The organism is Desulfoluna sp. CYM3A, assembly GCF_056829965.1.
In genome coordinates, this window is record NZ_CP186556.1 from 1,014,855 (window position 1) to 1,033,821 (window position 18,967).

Sequence of the window (18,967 nt, forward strand, 5' to 3'; positions counted from 1 at the left end):
TCTGGTTGGATAATGTGGTTAGGCCGCAGCGGGACGCAAAGTTAAGCGAATGCGACTATATAATGATACTTGATTATCCGATCGACGTAGATAAAAGAAAAGAATGGAAAATCTACAGATCACAGCTTAGGGATCTACCGGAAACTTTAATCGCAGTTGCCGACTCAATTCCTTGGCCCGTGGTTCTTCAGCCGTGATGATTTGTGCCTGTTATTTCAATCTATGTTGAGATGTAATATAAAATGCACACTAAAATTGATTTTTATGCTTTGTGTCTTTTAGACGTATCCCCCCCCCCCCCAAAAAAAAAAAGTTTTTATAGGGGTGTGTTTTAAAGGGTTAATTTTAATTCTGAGTTGCCAAATAGTTTGAAACTTTTAGCGAATGAAAGGGACGGAGTTCAAGATCGATTTGTTTTAAATCGTTTTTAGTACAAGGCCCTATGTAGCCAATATGTTTGATCGCATTATACTTGACTTTTTTACATCCAAGTATTTTTTGTAGTACGTAACAAGTGCTAACTCGCTTATCGATAAATCCATAAACTGGACGATTAGACGTCAACACGACATTTATAAAGTCAAAATCAAATGTGAGCATTCCATCTTTGGGAGAAGCATAATTTGGGCCGTCAATAAAGATAAAATCGTAATCTCTATTGGGTAAATCTCTATAACCCATACCTCTATATATGGAATAAGCAAATTCTTGACGAGGGCTGCAGATGATTTCAACAAAGGGATTGATCGATTGGGGTAGTAGCTTTAATGAAAGTTGATAATATTCATCTATTTCTTCCATTGAAGTAATTCTACCCGGAGAAAGTGCCTCCAATCTATTTTTTTCAATGCTGCCGCAATAACAATGGTTGAAACCCAGGTGCCGCATTCAAGAACTTCATTCGGCTTTATTTTCCGGGTATATTTATATAGTTCCCAGTAGTCACTATAACTGCAACCTGTAGATTTTGTGTTATTCAGATATTCGGATAGCATCCCCAAAGTTCAGGCCTTTTGCGAATATTCCATTTTGCACGAAGCTCAAAGTATTTTCTGAGTATTACAAAAAATTTGTTGTTTATCTGGGATATACTCATGTTGAATATTACGTTTTTCCATTAATTAGGTTAATCGTATAATTAGGTTAATCGTAGCGATTTAGAAAACCTGTTGTGATTATCATTTTGTTTAAAAATTTACAAGCGATTAGGCTCAATGAAAAGTGTGCTTTGAAAAAAGTGGCAGATGCCGTTGCGTTTAATAAAAAATGTCAAAAGTTTAGTTTTGGGATCTGCAGGGTTTCTGAATGAATAAGATAAAGGCAATAATGTAAGGTGGAGCGCTTCTTCATATTTGGGGAAGATGATTTCTGCAGCATGATACAGATGAAAGGCCAATGGTCATATATGGTTTTGATATTAAGTATACAATGGCATGTTAAGGCGCTGGGGTCGATTCCCGCCAGCCTTGACAATTTTGAGCAGGGGCTCCGTCTTACGGATCTTTGTCCGGAGCATGATCTCCCGGTATTGGGACAATTCACCTCCGCCCATTCATTGGTGCGGGTGGTGGTGCTGCGGTACATGGTGACAAACAGGCGCACGGTCTTTCCGGCAAGGCCGATTTCGGCGATCTTGTTATGGATGTTGGCGATTCCGCCGATGGAAAAACTCCCGTAGTCGCAGGGGATCAACACATGGGTGGCCGCCACCAGGGCGTTGACGGTCAGCAGGCCCAGGGAAGGGGAGCAGTCCAGGAGCACGTGGTCATAGTCCAGTCCCTGGAGGGCCTTGGCCAGCCGGGACTCGGAGAACAGCTCCGGGATCAACAGATCCTCGGCACGCTTCAACGTCTCGTCCGCCGGGAGCAGATCCCGCGGTGAGGCCCAGGACATCCTTCACCACCGCTTCGGGGATCCCCGCCTCCTGGTGGAGCACATGGCTTGTTGTGTAGGCACAGCCCGAAGCAAACACTCCGGCGGCGCTGGTGAGGTTCGCCTGGGGGTCCAGGTCCACAAGGAGAACCCGTTTTCCCTCCAGGGCGAGCCCGGCGGCCAGGTTGATGGCGGTGGTGGTTTTGCCCACGCCCCCTTTTTGGTTTGCGATGCAGGTGATGTTCATCTTTTCAGCTTTCCTTTCTCCACAAGGCTTAACGCCTTCACTTGCACGTATCCGACCTTTCCAATCAGCCACGCCACATGTCGATTGCCGGGCAGGCATCCGATTCCCCGGATGGTGTAGGTCTTGCCATCGTCGGGGCCGCCGATGACGGGGTGGTATCGGACAGGGTCGTTTTTCTTAAATATGGGGTGGGGCTTACCGAGTAGGGTTGCCGATGTTTTTCGTTTTTCCGAGGCCGTAAGACCCGATTTCTCACGCTTCATGGCTCTCCTGATTTTGGGCGCACTTCACCCGTGACGGGAAACGCCCTTTTTGTCAGTCTTTTTGTCGTTGGATGTTGTGGCCGGAGTCTCACACAGCAGCCATCCATCAGCTCACTTGTTCAGCCTGTCTCATCAGTGCCGGGCGGCCAGTCCTATGCAGACTCCCCGGGAAAGGGGAGTTTCGACTTCTTATCTTTCGGTTTGGCCTTCTCCCTCTTCTATTAGAGTTGGTAACTTCAGGGGAGCCGACCGAATGGCTTGGAGTCGTGAGAAATCAGATCAGGCCTGAGGTAGCGGGCCAAGTGATGTCATGAGAGACCGTTCACGTTCTTTCATTTCCATGACCTGGGACAACGAGGTGTCGCTCAGTGGTATCTTTTCAAGCCGAGGTAATCTCGTATCATTGGGCTGGATGCTCGCGCCGGTTACCAGCTCGACCATCTCATTAATAGACTTTCCAGCCGTCGCCGTTGAGGGGCACAGGTAATGAACAAGCCAGCTCCAGCAACTTTATCTTCTGGGCTTGACTCAAATCGGCCTGAGGGCGCTGGCTTTCGCTAGGGCCCAACTCATTGTCTTTCGTGATGCCCTGTTCTTCCAGCTTTGCAAGAGAACGGAGGTTGGGCACCCACGAAGAGTCTGCACAGGCTGCCGCAAACATTTCCGCAATCCCGGAAGTAAGAGTTTTCCACCTTTGATCAGGGGCCATCGGATCTTTTTGGAGTCGGGTCTGCGTTTTTCTTCGGCCAGGAGCATCCTGGCATATGCCGGTTCGGTATCTGCGTTCAGGTAGAGCCTTTGAAAGTCGCTATCCTTGCGGGTGAGGCGGTAGTGAAAAAGGTCCTTGAGCTGGTCCATGTCCACGGTGCGGATTTCCTGAGGTCTGAATGCGCCGTTCCTGTGAAGAGCCTCAACCACTTTGACCTGTGTTTTTTGGAACTGGGACCTGGATGAGCCCTTGACGCCGAACACCACACCCTGCCCCTTTTCCCTCAGCCATTCGTATGCCGTATCGATGCGGTGCTGGCCGTCCTCGTCGTCACCACACATACAGCCCAGGTCAAAGGTTGCTCGAAAGATGCCCATCGTTTCAGGGTATGCATTCTGGATTGGGTACCGGGTATTGAAAATAAGCTCCTCCAGCTCGACCCAGTTAGAGATGAAATCATACTCAATCAGCCAGCTGGTGACTCCTTGCCCCAGGCCCTGACAACAAAGCAAAAGCGGTCCTTCCACATGGTGATCCCACATGTGAGGGCCACCGCTGAAAGAGGAACGATGCGCTTGGGAATTGTGGTGCTATGACTTTCGAGTAGCGCCATCGCCTGTTATTTCATTACATCTCCTGATTCGTTTTCCATGATTCCTGCTCCTTTTTTTATGTAGAGGGTTCTTTCCCCCTGGATTACGTTGATACCGCTATTAAAGCGTGGCGCGGGACCTGCCAGTGAGGGGCGGATTGGTCCCTGTGGTGGCCCGTGGGAAACCCCGTGTGCTACAGGGTGTTGTGTTTGTGTTCCGTGTGGCCCACGTTTTTTTTTTTTTTTTTTTTTTCTTTTTTGATTCCAGCCTATTGCATTGCGCCGTTGTGTGTTCCTTGTTAAGGGAGAACCATGGATAAGATGGATAAGACCACACACATTCACATCCGGTGTACCCGGGACCTGAAGGAGCAGCTCACGAAGATCGCTGAAGAGCAGGAGCGCACCCTCTCCGGGCAGGTGGTCTATTTTCTGAAAAAATCCATCAAGCAACATCAAGGCAGTGGGTCAGGCTGAGTCGCTGCTTTTTTTATGGCTGCCTGGATCTCTTCGGGTGTCCCTTCAATCCAAACAATAGGGTTGATGCTGGTGGCATTAGCCAATTCTTTGGCTTTTTTCCATGATGGCCGCTTTTTTTAGCGAATATTTCGCTCATAAAGCCTGTACTTAAATTCGCCTTTCTGGCTATCTTTATTTGCGTTCCACGTTTTATATCTCATGACTTAGGCTTTGGCGAATATTTATGTCGAGCATTATTCGCAATAGTCTAACTTAAAGATGTTGCTTTTTTCTTAGCTCATTGCGAACATATTTTTATTTTTGATCTAAGGAGGGCTTCTTTGGCTGGAGACGAGTACACTCATTTTTTGGCAGCACTTAAGTGGGAAGCTGCTGAAAAGTGGAATCGTCAACGAACCGCGTTGGCCGATAAGGCAAATATTTCAGGAGGCTTCTTAAGTGAAATTATTAATGGCAAGAAGACCGCCGGTTTTAAAGCTCAAACGGCAATAGCCAAGGCATGCGGTTACCAATACGATGAGTTCCTCGTCCTGGGACGTAAGCTGCTGGCCGAAAAAGCCTCAGGCAACCCCAAAAAAAACAGTGACACCAACCTGACAAAAGACGTACCCACCAAAGAAGTGAAGGTTGGCAAGAAGATGGAAGTTGAAGCACTGAAAGAGCTTCTTCAGCACTATAAGGTGATGCTGGAGTCGAACACGGCTGAGCTTAGCGCATTGCGTGAAGAGATCGGTTACCTTAGAGAACGAAATCGCGAGTTGGAAACAGCTAAGCGGGAGGCGGAGACCAAAGATAAGCCGTCAAAGCCTGAAAAAAAAACGGCCGTGTGATTCCCATGCACAATCGCTCTAAGGCGGAGGTGCATTTTTTTTACCCCGAAAGGGAACAATGTTCACGAGAAAGGAGCGTTATAAATAGCTAGTGGGATGTGTTGCCGGGTCCTGCGCGAGTGGTCCGGTGATTTTGTTTTGGGAGTTTATATCTAAGGAGTGAAGTTTTGATTAAAGGTCCAAGTGCTTTTATTGAAAAAAAGTTTATCGGTAACCCCGTCGAAATTGGAACGTCAAAAAGCAAGTATGATAACTTCCTTATGGAGAACGAGACAGTCCAGATGGAGTTCAAAGGAATCAGAGACGCACTTATTTTTACTGATTTAAGGTTGATCGTTGTTGACCCTCAGGGACTACGCGGGAAGAAAGTCTGGATTTTCTCATTCCCTGGAAGTCTATTTCCGCCTTTTCTCTGGAGAACTCGGGAACCTTAGATTTGGATGCCGAATTGAAGATCTGCGGTTCAGGGTTTGGTATTTGCGAACTCCAATTTACAAAAGGTGTGGATGTTACGAAGGTCAATGCCTTTATAAATCAAAAAATTTTTATGTAATGAGTTTCATGGGGCCGGGCTGTGAGTGCGGCCCGGCTTTGTTGTTTTGATTGAACTTGGTATGAAGGAGAAGACATGGATGAATTTGGAAAAAAAAATGATGATCAGGCTAATGCGTCTGTGCCCCAGTGGGGTGGCACTTTGATGGTATGAGCAGAAGGGAAAAGTGATTTTGTTTTTGATTGTTTTTTTTCCTGTGGGGCTTTACGGACTTTGGAAGAGCGAGCAATTCGATAAGAAGGCGAAGGTTTTTTTAACGTGTGCTGTGGCGTTAATTGTTTTGATTGCTGCTACGGATAATACGTCCACGTCCACGTCCACGAATACGTCCACGAATACGGCAGCAACAAACCCAGCACTCCAAAAAGAATGGTACACCGGTGGTAACTTGAATTCTGGAAGTGCTCTTGGCTGGCAAGATGCTGATTATGCGAATAAATTAGCCACGGCAGGCGGTATGTTCGCGGCTTTATGGAACGAAGAGGCCTTCATTCCGGCGATTCAGAATCAAATTCGATCTATGGATGACATGAAGCCGTACGCAAAAGAGTTGGTCGTATTTATGGATAAGGCAACGGAAAAGAATCCTATGTGTTGAAAATGAAGAAGTAATGTATGCTAACCAGAAAGTTAGCGAAATGGCAGTTATTGGCATGGTGATGATGGGTTGGATAAAAAGTTAGGCTGGTGGTCATATGAAAGGTGCATTTGCGGCTTTGAAGAAAAAGAGTTGGCTACTTTTTTTGGTTGGGTCCCTGATGCTTTTGACAATCGGTCTCTCGGCTGCTTCTTTGGGGCCCTACCACGGAAATAAAAGGTCCCATGTGTTCCATCAGTCCTCTTGCCGATATTACAAGTGTAAAAACTGTACGGTTGTTTTTGAAACAAGGGAAGAAGCTGTTTCAGCGGGCTACAGGGCTTGCCAGATTTGCCAGCCCTGAATAATTCATAGCCATTTCTTCTATTCAGATGGATGACTATGGTTCTTTTCTGTCCCCGCTCTATCGAGCGGGGACTTTTTTATATGGTATTTCAGCGTAAATTTTTACCTCGGTCAGCGTGTCGCCCAGGGTGATTTTTGCCATCTCAACATCATAATGGGATTGGGTGTTTGACCAAATTTTACGGACGTACAAAAGTACCGGGACAGGCGCAGGGCGGTGTCGGCGCTGAGGCCCTTTTTTCCATGGACGATTTTGTTCACGAGCATGGCCGGAACGCCCAAGTCCTTTGCCAGGCATCTTTGGCTTATCCCCAATGGGTTTAAGAATTCTTCGAGAAGGATTTCGCCGGGGTGGGTCGGGTTAAAATCTTTCATACGCATTTCCTCATGGCAATCAGACGTTTCACCACGTTCTAAGGCGTTACATCCGGTCTCTGAGCAGATTTGTCAAATACTGGTTCAGGCTTAGGCCTTCAGCCGCCGCTCTGGTTGCGATTTCGGCATGTAATTCAGGTGGGGCCCTCAGGTTGAACTTTCCAGAAATACTCCTTGCGTGGGTTGATCCCCTCCTCTTCACACATCTCAAGGAAAGCCCTAAGGGAAATTTCCCCTTCTTTGCGAAGCTCATTTGTAGTGGCTCCGTAAAAATCGGAACCACCGTTAAGGCCGACAAACTCCCCACAGAAGCTATCGATCTCTGGGTCATATTTAATCACGGCGTTATAGCCGTTTATGGTCATCACGTTCTTCATGGTTTTATCCCGTTACGTTCAAGCCATTTTCGAAGAGAAGCAACCGCACCTTTGTTTGTGTTCGGCGATGGGGTGCGGTCTGTGAAATACCTGATCTCTCCGAAAAGCACCACACCGATGGTGGAGCCTTCGCGGTCTGCTAACCTTTGCCCCCAGCCCCTCGGTAGCGCTCAATGTCGGCCCATTTGATGTTGCCACTTACAGGCCTGGTAAGGATCTTGTTGACCTACTTGAACCGCTTGATCACCCGGAACGTGCCGCCGGGTTTCAAGGGCGGGGCCACGATGACAAAGCTGGCATCGTCCCGATGGCGCGAGGGATCGTAGCCGCCCCAGACCGGGCAGTTGCCGAAGGGGCTAAGGGCGGTCGGGTCGAGGTCTTTCCATTGGGAGATATCGGTGGGGCACGCCTCCAGGTCGGCAAAGCGGAACACCCCGAAGGTGTCGTCGATGCCGGACCCCGAAGAGGTCTCCGCCAACTCTGAGGGGAATATTCAGCTCCAGGTCTTTGCGGTCGAACAGATCGCAGCCCCCTGCCTCGGCATCGTTCAGGGTGATGAGCTTGCGCCAGGCGTTGTCCGGACAGAGGATGCCGGACTGCATCTCCTTGAAGCCGGGGAACTCCACCCGCTTTTTCTAACCGTTTGTTGGAGCGGTACCCGGTCCAGAGGTCGTAAGCCTCATGGGTGACGGCGGAACGGGGCTGAGAAGGACGGTTTTTCTCCATCGCTTCTGGGATGCGTATGCCCAGGCCGACTTTGTAGAGCTCGTTGAACTTCTGGATCCAGAAGAACTCGTCAATGTACACGTTGCCCGTATGGCTCTGGACGGATTTGGCTTGGTTGGAGAGGAAGCGCAGCTCCGCCGGGCCTTTTTCCGTGTTGAGTATGATGGGGTTGCCGGACAGCTCGATGTCGAAGTGCTGCCGGGCGATGCCCACGATGTACCGTCGGATATCTCGGCCTGGGCCCGGGTGGCCGAGAGGAAGATCTATGGGGCCGGCGAGTCTTCAGCGGCCGGCACGCTGGCTGCCAAGGCCATCATCGTGGCCGTTGTAAAATCTGACATCGACTCCATCCTGGGCTAAAACACAAATCTATGGCGATCCAGCCGCCACTCTCTCCTTCCACCACACCCCCAACGCCCCGCCACCTCTTAAGAATTTCATTCCTCCACACCTCATCTTTGACAGGTGTGGAGCATTTTTTTGCAGAAATGAAGTGGGGTGCAGGGTCACTATAATGGCCGTGAGTACAGAAGTTTCTTTGCACTTGTTACTTCTTGTGTGGTACTGATGTTTTGGTGTAGTTACAATGTTTATCTATCTGGAAAGATGCTAAATAGTCGAACTCAACTCATGGGGAACATGATGAAAAAGATCTTGATTCTTTTCATGGTAGTATTTGCCGGATGTGAAAGTGACGGTGGAGATACGATAAACCATGAGAATGCTGTTAGCAGTGAACAATCGATTCTTTCTGTAGGAGATAATTGTGCCACTGCTATAAAAACCGATGGCACGCTTTATACATGGAAACAATTACTTTGGACAATTAGGGGACGATACAACAATTCCACAAGACACCCCTATAAAAACCGGCATGGATAGTGATTGGTTTTCTGTATCAGCCGGAGGCCATCATATGGTAGCAATCAAAAATGATGGAACCTTATGGGCTTGGGGATTTAATTCCTCTGGGCAAATTGGTGATGGAACAACAATAGAGAAACACACTCCTATTCAAATTGGAAATGATTGCAACTGGGCTTCAGTCTCAGCTGGAAGATCCCATACTATGGCGATCAAAACCGATGGTACACTATATGCCTGGGGGTGGAATTATTATGGACAGTTGGGCGATGGATCAACAGATGATAAAACAAATCCTATGCAAATTGGCAGCGACAATGATTGGGCCATTGTCTCAGCTGGCGATGAATATACAATCGCTATCAAAACAAACGGTTCTCTTTATGCGTGGGGAAGAAATTGGACAGGTCAACTCGGGACAGGAGACCTTGAAGACAGACTTACGCCAGTTCAAATTGGAAACGAAAAAGATTGGTATTTCATATCTACGGGCAGTATCCACACGGTGGCAATAAAAAAAAACGGGTCACTTTTTTCTTGGGGTAGACAATTTGGTGACCCCGAGGATAGGGTGTTGGAAAACCCATCACCCCTTGGAAATGATAAGGACTGGGCCTCAGTCTCTGCAGGATGGTCCCATACGATGGCAATGAAAAAAGATGGGACACTCTATGCGTGGGGAGATAATGAACACGGCGAACATGGTAATGGAACATATTCAGCGCAAAAATTTCCTGTAAAGGTTGGTAAGGATAATCATTGGACAGCAGTCGCAGCCGGTTCCAACCAAACGGTCGCGTTAAAAGAGGATGGTACGCTTTACTCTTGGGGAAGAAAAAGAAAACCAAATATATGGCTCTATGATAAAATTACGCTTAAAAAGCCTAAGCCTGTCCAAATAGGAACAAAAAGCGATTGGGCTGTTGCTGCTGCAGGTGAAACTCACACAGCTGCAATTAAGACGGATGGCTCCCTTTATGCTTGGGGCTCAGGAGTTGGTAGCGGATTGGGTTTAGACAAGCAAGTTCCCACTCGTATTGGCTGTGAAAACGATTGGGTTGCTGTGTCTTGTGGGCAATATAAAACTATAGCTATTAAATCCGATGGAACCCTATATGGATGGGGAGCTATAAACTATCTGATAGGTGATAGTTTACTGGCAATGTCAACCTGTCCATTTCCGATAGGAGAGGATAATAACTGGGCCTCTGTCTCTTGTCGAAAGAACCATACAGTAGCGATTAAAACGGACGGAACGCTCCATTCGTGGGGATATAATTCGTATGGTCAACTCGGAGATGGGACAACTGTAGATAAGTATAAATTCGTTCAAATAGGAAACGATAATGACTGGGCTTCAGTTTCTGCTGGTGACGACCACACTGTGGCCATTAAAACTGATGGCTCTCTTTATACATGGGGCAACAATCAATGTGGACAACTTGGCGATGGAACATTAGCTGACCGAACTGAACCCATGCAAGTAGGCGACGATTATGACTGGGTCGCTGTTTCTGCCAGCCCTAATTCAACTATTGCGCTTAAAAGCAATGGCAGAATTTATGAATGTGGACGGTCTTATATGCTCTCTTCTGGCGGAGCTGGTGGGGATACCCCCCACGCTGTAGGTATCCATAGTAACTGGGCTACTATCTCATCAAGCGATGACCAATATGTAGCTATCAGTGATAATGGTGGGCTTTACTTCTGGGGCCATTATATTCAAGATGATATTATTAAAATCTTGAGAATGCCAACTCAAATTGAAGACGACAACAACTGGTCTTCTGTATCAGCCGGACCTAATCATACCGTGGCTATTAAATCCGATGGAACACTCCATGCGTGGGGGTTGAACACCCATGGGCAACTCGGTGACGGTAATGCCTGGAACCCTAAACCTGTTTTGCTTCCCTGGTAATCGATGAAGTGGCATGTTCTCTCCCCAAAAAAGTAAATTCAGTGCCCACTGAAATATCATTTGGGTGGAGATTAGCAGGCTTTTTTCGTTATAGTTTGGCGTAAGTGCGCTATTTAATAGTGTCATTTCTTAGAAACTTGAAACCCCTCAGTCGCAAGGCTGTACGAGTTCGATTTTTGATCAGGGTATCATAATTGAATGTACGGTTTCAGTGTCTTAAAAAAGGTTTGTTGTTGTGGCAGGGAACCTTTTTGCGTTTGAAGTGAGCCTTGCGACCGCTGGGCAAGTAGAGTAGATGTTGCGTAAGCTGCTCAGTTTCTTAATGGACTTCATGACTTTATGGATGGCGTTTTGTTTCTTGGCCTCTAATGGGTGCGGCGGATGTGGATCCCGTTGAGGCTTTAGCGTTGCCGTAAGAGTGTGTTATCTTCGTTTGGACTTACTGGTGTGGACGTTCAGTACTTGCTGCCAAGGTACGCCCTGAAATGCCTTTGGTGAGACCTGCAAGATCGACGAACGCCGGAATTCCAATGGAATAACCCAGGAAACCGCATGATAAGGACCTTTTCCAGATGCGCCGGCCAGAAGCTGGGGGGCTGACCAAGATCAAGGAAAGATGTCGTTAATTGTAATTTCGGCGTTTGGTTTGAGCAAGGTGCCTATCAAATAAGTAAAGATTTCATGAGAATGCAAGAGCCCCGATAAGTAGTGTTGTGGGGCTTGTTTTTTTGCCTAATTCTTGTTGATGCAAAGTTAAAATTATGTATATGGTGCGCTGTTGAGTATGGTTTGACAGGGTGAGGAATGTGAATTCTCACGGAACGCAATCGGTTCCGCGCCCTGTGTTGCTACTGTTGTGGATGATATGAGTTGTTTTAAAAGGAGGAAAAGATGGCCGCACTGGTGTTGAAGAAATTTCATCTGAACAAAGAGGCTAAAAACGGTGAAGACTGTTTGCATGTTATCGGTCGGCAGGGAGGTCTTGTCGCCTTCTTGCTGTCTTTGATGAAGATAGACCCTACAACTGAAATTAAATGCAATGACGAAAGGGTTGAAGTCACTCAATCCAGCTTTTTTGGAAGGCAAACCATCAACATTCCATTGGTTGCTATGACCGGAGTTATTGGTGGCTTTCAAAAACCTAAGGCATTGTTCTTTGCTATCATTGCCGTTTTGTTTGGTGGGGTGTCTTTATCTGTGGAAGCTGGCGCGGCCGCGGCCATTGCCTCATTGGTTATTGCCGGGGTATTGACCGCAATATATATGCTGAAGCAAGAGATGGCGCTGAATGTCCAGAACGGTGGCGACACCTTATGGGGATTGTCCTTTAAACGCAGTGTTATCGAAAACGTCACCGTTGATATCGATAAGGTAAATGAAGCCGTTTCATTGATAAATAAAAACGTCTTGGCTTCTACTAAAGGTTAAAAGAAAAAAGGTGGTTGGTCGGACCTTGCACTCTTCGTATTTATAGGGCTGATCCATTTTTTTTGTATATCGTAACAGATGTTGTACCAGCAAAAACCCCGCTGCCTCCAAAGGTAGCGGGGTTTTTTATTTCATCATTCAGCCTGATGAGGTCATCTGAGATCTGAATAGGAATGGGTCGTTTTTTGCCTGTGGAGGAAATCTGCATTTTGTTCGCAGGCAGGTAAAGAAATGTGTGGTGGGATTGGCGGGAATTCGGTGTGCACGACGTATTCTACTACTTTCGCGCATGGTAGCTGGGGCTGGCTTGTTGTCTGCGCTTGTGGTCCCGATTATCGAATCTATTGAGTGTGCCGGAATGTTTCAACAGCTTGGCCTCCGGCAGCATTACCGGAGGCAACAGGTGCTGAAACAGGTGCCGTTTTTCTGTTCAATCCGGCGTGGGCTAAAATCGGACGGTTACACGGGCCCCCCACTCGGCCGGGGGAGAGTAGATGTTGTAGATCCCTGCAAAGCCTAAGGTGTCGTATGTGGTGTCAAACACATTGCGGCCGTAGAGATAGACATCGAAGGACTGGGCTTCGTAACCCAACTTGACGTTGACCAGTTCATAGGCATCCCGCTTTGTGGTGTTGGTTTTGTCCAGGTACATGTCGCCGTAGCCGGTGGCATCGACCTGGGCAAAGAGGCCCCGGGCGTCGCGGTAGGCCAGGCCGCAATTGAAGCTGTATCTGGGGGAGAACCGGTTTTCGTTGCCGCTGTAGTTACCCAGGGCGTCTTCAAAGGAGTCAAAGGTGGTTTCATTGAGCCCGAGGCCGCCAAAGAGGGTGAAGCTTGTTCCCAGAAGTGCCGTGAATTCGATCTCTGCGCCCTGGGAGGTAGCTTCAGCCGCGTTGGATGTGTAGGTATGGGTCGGGCTCGATTTGGAGATGTGGGCCGTGACCTGCATATCCGATATATCCATGTAGTAGAGGTTGGCGTTAAGGGTCAGCCGCTTTTGGAGGAGCCGGGATTTGAACCCGATGTCGTAGGAGTAGAGGGTCTCTTCGTCATAGGTTGTGGGGTAGCCGGCAACGGCGTATGGGTTGAATCCGCCGGAGCGGTACCCCTTTGCGATGGTGACATATCCCATGATGTCCGGCGTGACATGGTAGTTCACAGCCACTTTGGGGGAGACCTCGTCATAGGTGTTCTTCTCGGTCAGGCCTTTGGTCTTGTCGTCGAGCTCCTTTTTTTCATCGTCGTAGCGGAGGCCGGCGATGATGTTGAGGCGGGGCGTGAGCCCGTAGTTGATGTGGCCGAAGATGCCCAGGGAGTCCCCGTCAATGGTCTGGAGAACGGTCATGGGCATGGTGCCTGTCCAGGTTTCATCGATGTCGTTTTCAAAAATGTCTCCATACAGCCCCATGAGCCAGCTGAGGGCACCTGAGGTGCCGCTGAGGCGAAGCTCCTGGGAGCTTTTTGTGTAGACGTTGTCCAGAAAAAGGTGGCGCTCCAGCATGGGGTTGGAGGTGAAGTCGTTGTCCTGGACCTGTTCGCCGTGAAACCTTCGATGGGTGGTCACCGAATCGATGGCCACATCCGGGGTGAGGTCCCCATGGACCTTCAGGCTGGTGAGGTCGTTGCTGGAGGTGTTCTCTCCCTCCAGGTCGGATGATACCTCCCGGTCCGGCTGGAACGCGTTCCCCAGGCTTCCTGCGCCATCGTCGAAGCTCACGATGCTCTTGATCAGGGTGATGTCCAGGGTGTCGGTGGGGGCAAGACGCAGGTTTACCTTTCCATAGTTGTGTTCCCGGTCATCCACCTCATCCCCTGTGAGAACGTTTTTAACATACCCGTCTTTTTCATAGTGGCGCAGTGAGACGCCCAGGAATAGTTTGTCTTGAATGAGGGGCCCCCCGATGGAGGCAGAGGCCTCGCGCAGGTTGTCGCTGCCGCCCCGCACGCTCGCCTTCCGGGTGGGGTCGTTGTCCAGTTCCGTTGTGATGATGTTGAGAACACCGGCCTCGGTGTTCTTGCCGTAGAGTGTCCCCTGGGGGCCTTTGAGGACTTCGATGCGCTCAATGTCCAGGATCGGGTCGTTGATGCCGATGCCCATGGTCATGGGGACGCTGTCCACGTAGACACCCATGGTGCTCTCCAGGGTAATGGCGTCGGCAAAAAGGCCCCGGATGGAAGGGGGGGAGGTGGTGGAGAAGCCCAGGTCAAACATCATGAGAGACGGGGTGTAATTGCTGACGTCCCGGAGGACGCCTATTTCCCGGTCCTCCACGTCAGTGGCGTCGAGAAGGGTGAGGCTGATGGGGATAGCCTGGGGATCTTCATTTTGTTTCTGGGCGGTGATCACCACTTCTTTCAATGCCCGGGGTTCGGGTGTGTTGTCGTCGTGGGCGAAGGCGTTGCCGAAAATCAAAAGGCAACAGAGAGCAGTTGCTGGGAGAATGGTGGTGCGCATGTGTCTGAATTCCTTTTTTCGGTATGGCTGGGCGGCATGTGGTGATGCAACAGAGGAAACGGTACTCCCACCTCCCCTCCCCATGGAAAAGGCCTGGTGTGGGGCAACTCCCCAGCATTTACGCAGTGTCACTGTGGCGGGGGGATGATTTGTTTGGGGTGTCGAAATTTATTTTTGGCTCCAAGGACGTTAATATGAGCAATTGAAATAGTCAATACGAAATGTCTTTTTAGAGTGAATGAAAGGGTACGCTGATACTGCCGGTTCTGAGGCGGGCTTTCGGTTTAGCCCATTCATATGCAAAAGACTCGGCACCAGCAAAAACCCCGCTGCATTTACATGCAGCGGGGTTTTTTATTGTATCGTTGATGTGTGGACTCTGGGTGCGGTGGGTCCGTATCTGTTTGGGTCAGAGCCTTTCAAAGTAGAGGATATACTCACCCTTCGGGCGAGCCGAGTGCACCCATCTTCTGCGTTATCAGAGCTTTTATAAAACCACGACTTCTGCAGCTCTGATGCCTTGAATATGGGTGCACTCGACTCGTGAAATATCCGGGCTATGCATGGATACGAAATTATCGATGATGGTCCTTATTTCTGAGGGGGAGGATCCGTTTTCGCGGTATCAGGGCAGGGGGCTTTGATTGGGTCGGCAGGCCGTGGCCGCGGTCTCTGATGGGGTATATTTAATGCAAAACTGCATTGGCACGCCACCCTTCCATGGAAAAATCCTTTGAAACACGCCCTGTTGAGAGATTATGCAAAAATGCATTCGGCATATTAAAGCAGATAAAATGCCAGAATCTGGCTGGTTGCTGGAAATAAAATGCATGTTTGCATCAACGCTCCTTCTGCCGTAACATAGCCCGCCGCCAAACCCGCTGATTATCATTATCAAATTTTTTTATTTCAATTTGGCATGTGTCTTGCTGTTATCCAGTTTTCGATAAATTATTCTTCTGATTTCAATCAACCGCAAGGTCGACAGAATAGATACAAGGAGTGTGGTGACATGCTGAACAGGTTCCAAACACTGGATAACGCCGGAAAAGAGAAACTTCACGCCGCCTGCATGGAAGTGCTGGGATCCACGGGGGTCATCTTTGAAGACGATGAGGCCCTCGAGATCTTCAAGGCAAACGACTTCAAGGTGGAGGGGAACAAGGTCTTCTTCCGGGAAGAGCAGGTGAAAAAAGCCCTGGAGACCACTCCGTCGGAGTTCATCATCCGCGCAAGGGACCCTGAAAAATCCGTTCGTATCGGTGGGGATCACTTTGCCCTGAGCCCAGGCTGGGGGGCTCCTTTTGTGATGGATGCCGACGGCACCCGTCGTTCGGCCACCATGGACGATGTGGAGAACTTCCTCAAGCTGGTGCAGGGATCGCAGTATATCGACATGACCGCCAGCGGCATGGTGGCCCCTCCGGACCTTGATCCCAAGTCCGCCTCAGCCGAACTTTTGGCCTCCACCTTCATCTATTCGGACAAGCCCCTCACCGGCAACCCCTCCGGTCGGCAGAACTCCGTGGAGCTTCTGGAGATGGCGTCCATTGTGTGGGGAAGCCGCGAGGAGGTCATCAAAAGCCCGGTGTCCATTACCTCCATCAACCCCACCTCTCCCCTTATTTATGGCCCCGAGGCAGCCGGCAGCGTCATCGAGCTTGCCCGCGGCGGCCAGGCCCTTCTCATCTCCAGCATGGTGATGGCGGGCCTCAGCGGCCCCATTACCCTGGCCGGAACCGCCGTGATTGAGATGGCCGAAAGCCTTGCAGGCATCGTCCTTGCCCAGCTTCTTGCCCGCCCCGGTACCCCTTGCGTCTGCGGGGGAACCTCCTGCGGGGCCGATCTTCGTCTCTGCGCCGCCACCATCGGCAGCCCCGAGCTCCTGAAGCTGATGAACATCTCCAACCAGATGGCCCGGTACTACGGTCTTCCCTGTCGTTACGGCGGCGGGCTCACCGACGCCCACTGCTCAGACATGCAGGCGGCGATCTCTGGCTTCCCCGCCACCGCCCTGAGCCTTGCTGCCGGGACCCACTACATGCACCAGGCCTGCGGCATCCTGGGGGCTTACACCGCCATGAGCCTCGAGAAATTCGTCATGGACGAAGAGTTGGCTGGAATGGTTCGAAGGGCCCTTGAACCCGTGGAATTCACCGATGAGACCTTGAACCTGGATGCCATTACCCGCATAGGGGCCGGCGGCAGCTTCCTGATGGAGCCCATGACAGCCATGCGCTGCCGCACGGAATTTTTCCTTCCCACCCTGGCCTATCGCAACAACCACACCAAATGGGTTCAGGAGGGCAGCCCCCAGATGCTTGATACCGCAGCGAAGCACGTTCAGGAGCGCCTGGCCGCCTACACCAGGCCGGACATGGATCCTGCCATTGAAAAGGACCTGATGGCCTATATCGAATCCTGGTTCAGCCACCACCGCAGCCTGACCCGGGTATTTCATGAGACATAAGGGTGGCTCGACCCGTGAAAGACGAGGGCTCACCCGGATATCCCATGGGAAAACGCAACGCCGATGAATTGATGCCAGTGACCGTGGAATCAGGCGGCACATGACATATCCGGGCTACGGGTCATCCAATCATACTGCGGCCGCACCTCTTGTATGGAGCGAGAGGCGGCCGCGCATTCCAACCACTATGACAGGACATTGTATGTTACAGGACGGATGTAAGGAAAACCAAAGCGTGCTGAAGCGGTACTTCGGTGCCGAGTTAGACATCACCATTTTTTATTTTATTATTACCCTCACCGTGCCCTTTGTTGTTTTAGGCGCCGGCTGGCCGGACCTCCTGAGCAAGGTCTGCGGCACCGCCGTGGGCTATGTGTTTAAGGTCTTTCAGTCCACCTACCTCCTGGGAGTCACAGGGATTCTTGTCTTCTGCCTGGCCCTTGCCTTTTCACCCTATGGAAAGGTGCGCCTCGGCAAGGACGACGAAAAACCTGAATTTTCTACCTTCAGCTGGTTTTCCATGCTCTTTTCCGCCGGCATGGGCATTGGCCTGATCTTCTGGTCCGTTGCCGAGCCCCTGGTGCACATGGCCGCTCCCCCCACGGGTGAGGCCAACACCTTTGAAGCGGCCCGCCTGGGCCTTGAGCTTTACTTTTTTCACTGGGGCTTTCACGCATGGGCGGTCTACGCCGTCGTGGCCCTGACCCTGGCCTATTTTCAGTTCAGAAAAGGGGAGGGCGCCCTGTTTTCCAGCTGCCTGATTCCCCTCATCGGCAGGAAGCACGCCAACGGCCTGGTGGGTCGCCTCGTGGACACGTTTGCGTCCTGGGCCACCATTTTTGGTGTGGTTACGGGCCTGGGCATGGGCGGCATGCAGATGGCCAGCGGCATCAGCAGCCTGTTCGGCATCCCCGGAGGGCCCAACCTCACCACGGCCCTGATTCTTGTGGTGACCTTTGCCTATATCGCCACGGCGGTAACGGGCGTGGCCAAGGGGATCAAGTTCGTGGCCAACCTCTGTGTCGTGTTCATGATCGTTCTGATGTTCTTCTTTGCTGTGTTCGGACCCACCGGTTACATCTTCAAAACCCTGTGGATGGGCTTTTCCGACTACATGCTTGATCTTCCCAAGCTCTCTTTTGCCACTACCTTGTTCGACAACGACACCTGGACCCGCAACTGGACCGTCTTTTTCTGGGCCTTCTGGATTGCCTGGGCCCCCTTTGTGGGTGCCTTCATCGCCCGTATTTCCAAGGGGCGAACCATCAAGGAGTTTATCCTCGGGGTGATTATCCTGCCGCCTGTTTTCTCCTTTATCTTCTCGGCGGCCCTGGGCGGGACCACCATGCACCTGGAGTTTGTCAGGCACCTCAACGTCAGTGATCCCATCAACAAGGACCTTGCCATGGCGCTGTTCGTAACCCTGAAGCACCTGCCTTGCTTTCATTTCATGACAGGGCTTTCCCTGGTGCTGATTTTCTTCTTCCTCATCACCTCGTGCAACTCGGCCACCTACGTGGCCGCCCGATTCGTCACCAGCGGCGTGGACGTCTCCGATCCCAAGGCAAACAACCGCCTGACCATCACCTTCGGGCTTATCCTGGGGCTCCTGACCGTTGTGTTCAACTACTCCGGCGGCCTCAAAGGCCTCCAGACAGCCACCATCCTGGGGTCCGTGCCCTTTTTCATCGTCATGATCCTGGGCATCGTCACCCTGGTCAAAGACCTGATTCAACAACGAGCAGAGGAAGAGGCGGCGCGCTGGCCCCCTCCCACAGCGAATAACCAAGCACCACGCACCGGGGCCATCCAACCACACGCCCCGGTGTTTTTTGTTTTTTATTGCAAGGAGTACGAATAAA

The 18,967-nt window shown here is 50.4% G+C and carries 19 protein-coding genes, 1 other RNA gene and 3 pseudogenes; 11 read left to right on the top strand and 12 right to left on the bottom strand.

Annotated elements, in window-relative coordinates:
- Positions 1-14 precede the first annotated feature (14 nt).
- Positions 15-197 (top strand): phage tail assembly chaperone, encoded by a 183-nt coding sequence (locus ACOYW1_RS05395; protein WP_482423665.1) that lies wholly within the window; start codon positions 15-17, stop codon positions 195-197.
- Between the two features lie 148 nt (positions 198-345).
- Here ACOYW1_RS05395 and ACOYW1_RS05400 read toward each other — a convergent pair whose 3' ends face one another.
- The 6 genes and pseudogenes from ACOYW1_RS05400 to ACOYW1_RS05425 form a co-directional block, all read right to left on the bottom strand.
- Positions 346-801 (bottom strand): hypothetical protein, encoded by a 456-nt coding sequence (locus ACOYW1_RS05400; RefSeq protein WP_482421966.1) that lies wholly within the window; start codon positions 799-801, stop codon positions 346-348.
- A gap of 468 nt (positions 802-1,269) precedes the next feature.
- Positions 1,270-1,848, bottom strand: a complete 579-nt coding sequence (locus tag ACOYW1_RS05405) for a ParA family protein (RefSeq protein WP_482421967.1) — start codon at positions 1,846-1,848, stop codon at positions 1,270-1,272.
- Complete coding sequence (locus ACOYW1_RS05410; protein ID WP_482421968.1) at positions 1,766-2,119, bottom strand: ParA family protein; 354 nt, start codon at positions 2,117-2,119, stop codon at positions 1,766-1,768. Before ACOYW1_RS05410 ends, ACOYW1_RS05405 begins: the two co-directional genes overlap by 83 nt.
- Positions 2,116-2,382 (bottom strand): hypothetical protein, encoded by a 267-nt coding sequence (locus ACOYW1_RS05415; protein WP_482421969.1) that lies wholly within the window; start codon positions 2,380-2,382, stop codon positions 2,116-2,118. The genes ACOYW1_RS05410 and ACOYW1_RS05415 overlap by 4 nt, the downstream gene beginning before the upstream one ends.
- Positions 2,383-2,500: 118 nt before the next feature.
- Positions 2,501-2,569: hammerhead ribozyme type II (locus ACOYW1_RS05420), an RNA gene on the bottom strand.
- A gap of 341 nt (positions 2,570-2,910) precedes the next feature.
- A pseudogene (locus ACOYW1_RS05425) lies at positions 2,911-3,704 on the bottom strand (terminase gpA endonuclease subunit).
- Between the two features lie 291 nt (positions 3,705-3,995).
- Here ACOYW1_RS05425 and ACOYW1_RS05430 point away from each other — a divergent pair.
- The 5 genes and pseudogenes from ACOYW1_RS05430 to ACOYW1_RS05450 all read left to right on the top strand — a co-directional run bounded on the left by ACOYW1_RS05430 (position 3,996) and on the right by ACOYW1_RS05450 (position 6,487).
- Complete coding sequence (locus tag ACOYW1_RS05430; RefSeq protein ID WP_482421970.1) at positions 3,996-4,160, top strand: ribbon-helix-helix domain-containing protein; 165 nt, start codon at positions 3,996-3,998, stop codon at positions 4,158-4,160.
- Positions 4,161-4,483: 323 nt separating this feature from the next.
- Positions 4,484-4,993 (top strand): hypothetical protein, encoded by a 510-nt coding sequence (locus ACOYW1_RS05435; protein WP_482421971.1) that lies wholly within the window; start codon positions 4,484-4,486, stop codon positions 4,991-4,993.
- A 167-nt stretch (positions 4,994-5,160) separates the two neighbouring features.
- Positions 5,161-5,546: pseudogene (locus tag ACOYW1_RS05440) on the top strand (PH domain-containing protein).
- Between the two features lie 166 nt (positions 5,547-5,712).
- Entirely contained in the window at positions 5,713-6,144 is a 432-nt protein-coding gene (locus ACOYW1_RS05445; protein ID WP_482421972.1) for a hypothetical protein, read from the top strand.
- Positions 6,145-6,304: 160 nt separating this feature from the next.
- Complete coding sequence (locus ACOYW1_RS05450) at positions 6,305-6,487, top strand: Ada metal-binding domain-containing protein (RefSeq protein ID WP_482423666.1); 183 nt, start codon at positions 6,305-6,307, stop codon at positions 6,485-6,487.
- A gap of 113 nt (positions 6,488-6,600) precedes the next feature.
- On the opposite strand, the gene ACOYW1_RS05455 is transcribed toward ACOYW1_RS05450, so the two are convergent.
- The 5 genes and pseudogenes from ACOYW1_RS05455 to ACOYW1_RS05475 all read right to left on the bottom strand — a co-directional run.
- The gene (locus ACOYW1_RS05455; protein WP_482421973.1) at positions 6,601-6,864 is read right to left on the bottom strand and encodes a HigA family addiction module antitoxin; all 264 of its coding nucleotides are present in this window, start codon (positions 6,862-6,864) and stop codon (positions 6,601-6,603) included.
- Positions 6,865-6,910: 46 nt separating this feature from the next.
- Positions 6,911-7,066 carry a toxin-antitoxin system HicB family antitoxin gene (locus ACOYW1_RS05460; RefSeq protein WP_482423667.1) on the bottom strand — a complete coding sequence of 52 codons (156 nt, stop codon included), beginning with the start codon at positions 7,064-7,066 and terminating at the stop codon, positions 6,911-6,913.
- A complete protein-coding gene (locus ACOYW1_RS05465; RefSeq protein WP_482423891.1) occupies positions 6,999-7,241 on the bottom strand; it encodes a hypothetical protein in 243 nt (80 codons plus the stop codon). The genes ACOYW1_RS05460 and ACOYW1_RS05465 overlap by 68 nt, the downstream gene beginning before the upstream one ends.
- A 226-nt stretch (positions 7,242-7,467) precedes the next feature.
- On the bottom strand, positions 7,468-7,719 hold the full coding sequence (locus ACOYW1_RS05470) for a hypothetical protein (protein ID WP_482423892.1): 252 nt from the start codon (positions 7,717-7,719) through the stop codon (positions 7,468-7,470).
- Between the two features lie 221 nt (positions 7,720-7,940).
- Positions 7,941-8,180, bottom strand: a pseudogene (locus ACOYW1_RS05475) (terminase large subunit domain-containing protein); the annotation flags it as partial.
- Here ACOYW1_RS05475 and ACOYW1_RS05480 point away from each other — a divergent pair.
- The 3 genes from ACOYW1_RS05480 to ACOYW1_RS05490 all read left to right on the top strand — a co-directional run bounded on the left by ACOYW1_RS05480 (position 8,160) and on the right by ACOYW1_RS05490 (position 12,180).
- Complete coding sequence (locus ACOYW1_RS05480) at positions 8,160-8,327, top strand: hypothetical protein (RefSeq protein ID WP_482421974.1); 168 nt, start codon at positions 8,160-8,162, stop codon at positions 8,325-8,327. The pseudogene ACOYW1_RS05475 and the gene ACOYW1_RS05480 sit on opposite strands and share 21 nt — an antisense overlap.
- 427 nt (positions 8,328-8,754) lie before the next feature.
- Entirely contained in the window at positions 8,755-10,752 is a 1,998-nt protein-coding gene (locus ACOYW1_RS05485) for an RCC1-like domain-containing protein (protein ID WP_482421975.1), read from the top strand.
- Between the two features lie 891 nt (positions 10,753-11,643).
- Positions 11,644-12,180, top strand: a complete 537-nt coding sequence (locus ACOYW1_RS05490) for a hypothetical protein (RefSeq protein ID WP_482421976.1) — start codon at positions 11,644-11,646, stop codon at positions 12,178-12,180.
- 445 nt (positions 12,181-12,625) lie between these two features.
- On the opposite strand, the gene ACOYW1_RS05495 is transcribed toward ACOYW1_RS05490, so the two are convergent.
- Positions 12,626-14,635, bottom strand: coding sequence for a TonB-dependent receptor (locus ACOYW1_RS05495; protein WP_482421977.1), 2,010 nt, complete (start codon positions 14,633-14,635; stop codon positions 12,626-12,628).
- 919 nt (positions 14,636-15,554) lie between these two features.
- On the opposite strand from ACOYW1_RS05495, the gene ACOYW1_RS05500 reads away from it, so the two are divergent.
- Both ACOYW1_RS05500 and ACOYW1_RS05505 read left to right on the top strand, forming a co-directional pair.
- Positions 15,555-17,105: a trimethylamine methyltransferase family protein gene (locus ACOYW1_RS05500; protein ID WP_482421978.1), complete on the top strand. Its 1,551-nt coding sequence runs from the start codon at positions 15,555-15,557 to the stop codon at positions 17,103-17,105.
- A gap of 202 nt (positions 17,106-17,307) precedes the next feature.
- Positions 17,308-18,966 carry a BCCT family transporter gene (locus ACOYW1_RS05505; protein ID WP_482421979.1) on the top strand — a complete coding sequence of 553 codons (1,659 nt, stop codon included), beginning with the start codon at positions 17,308-17,310 and terminating at the stop codon, positions 18,964-18,966.
- Position 18,967: the final 1 nt, after the last annotated feature.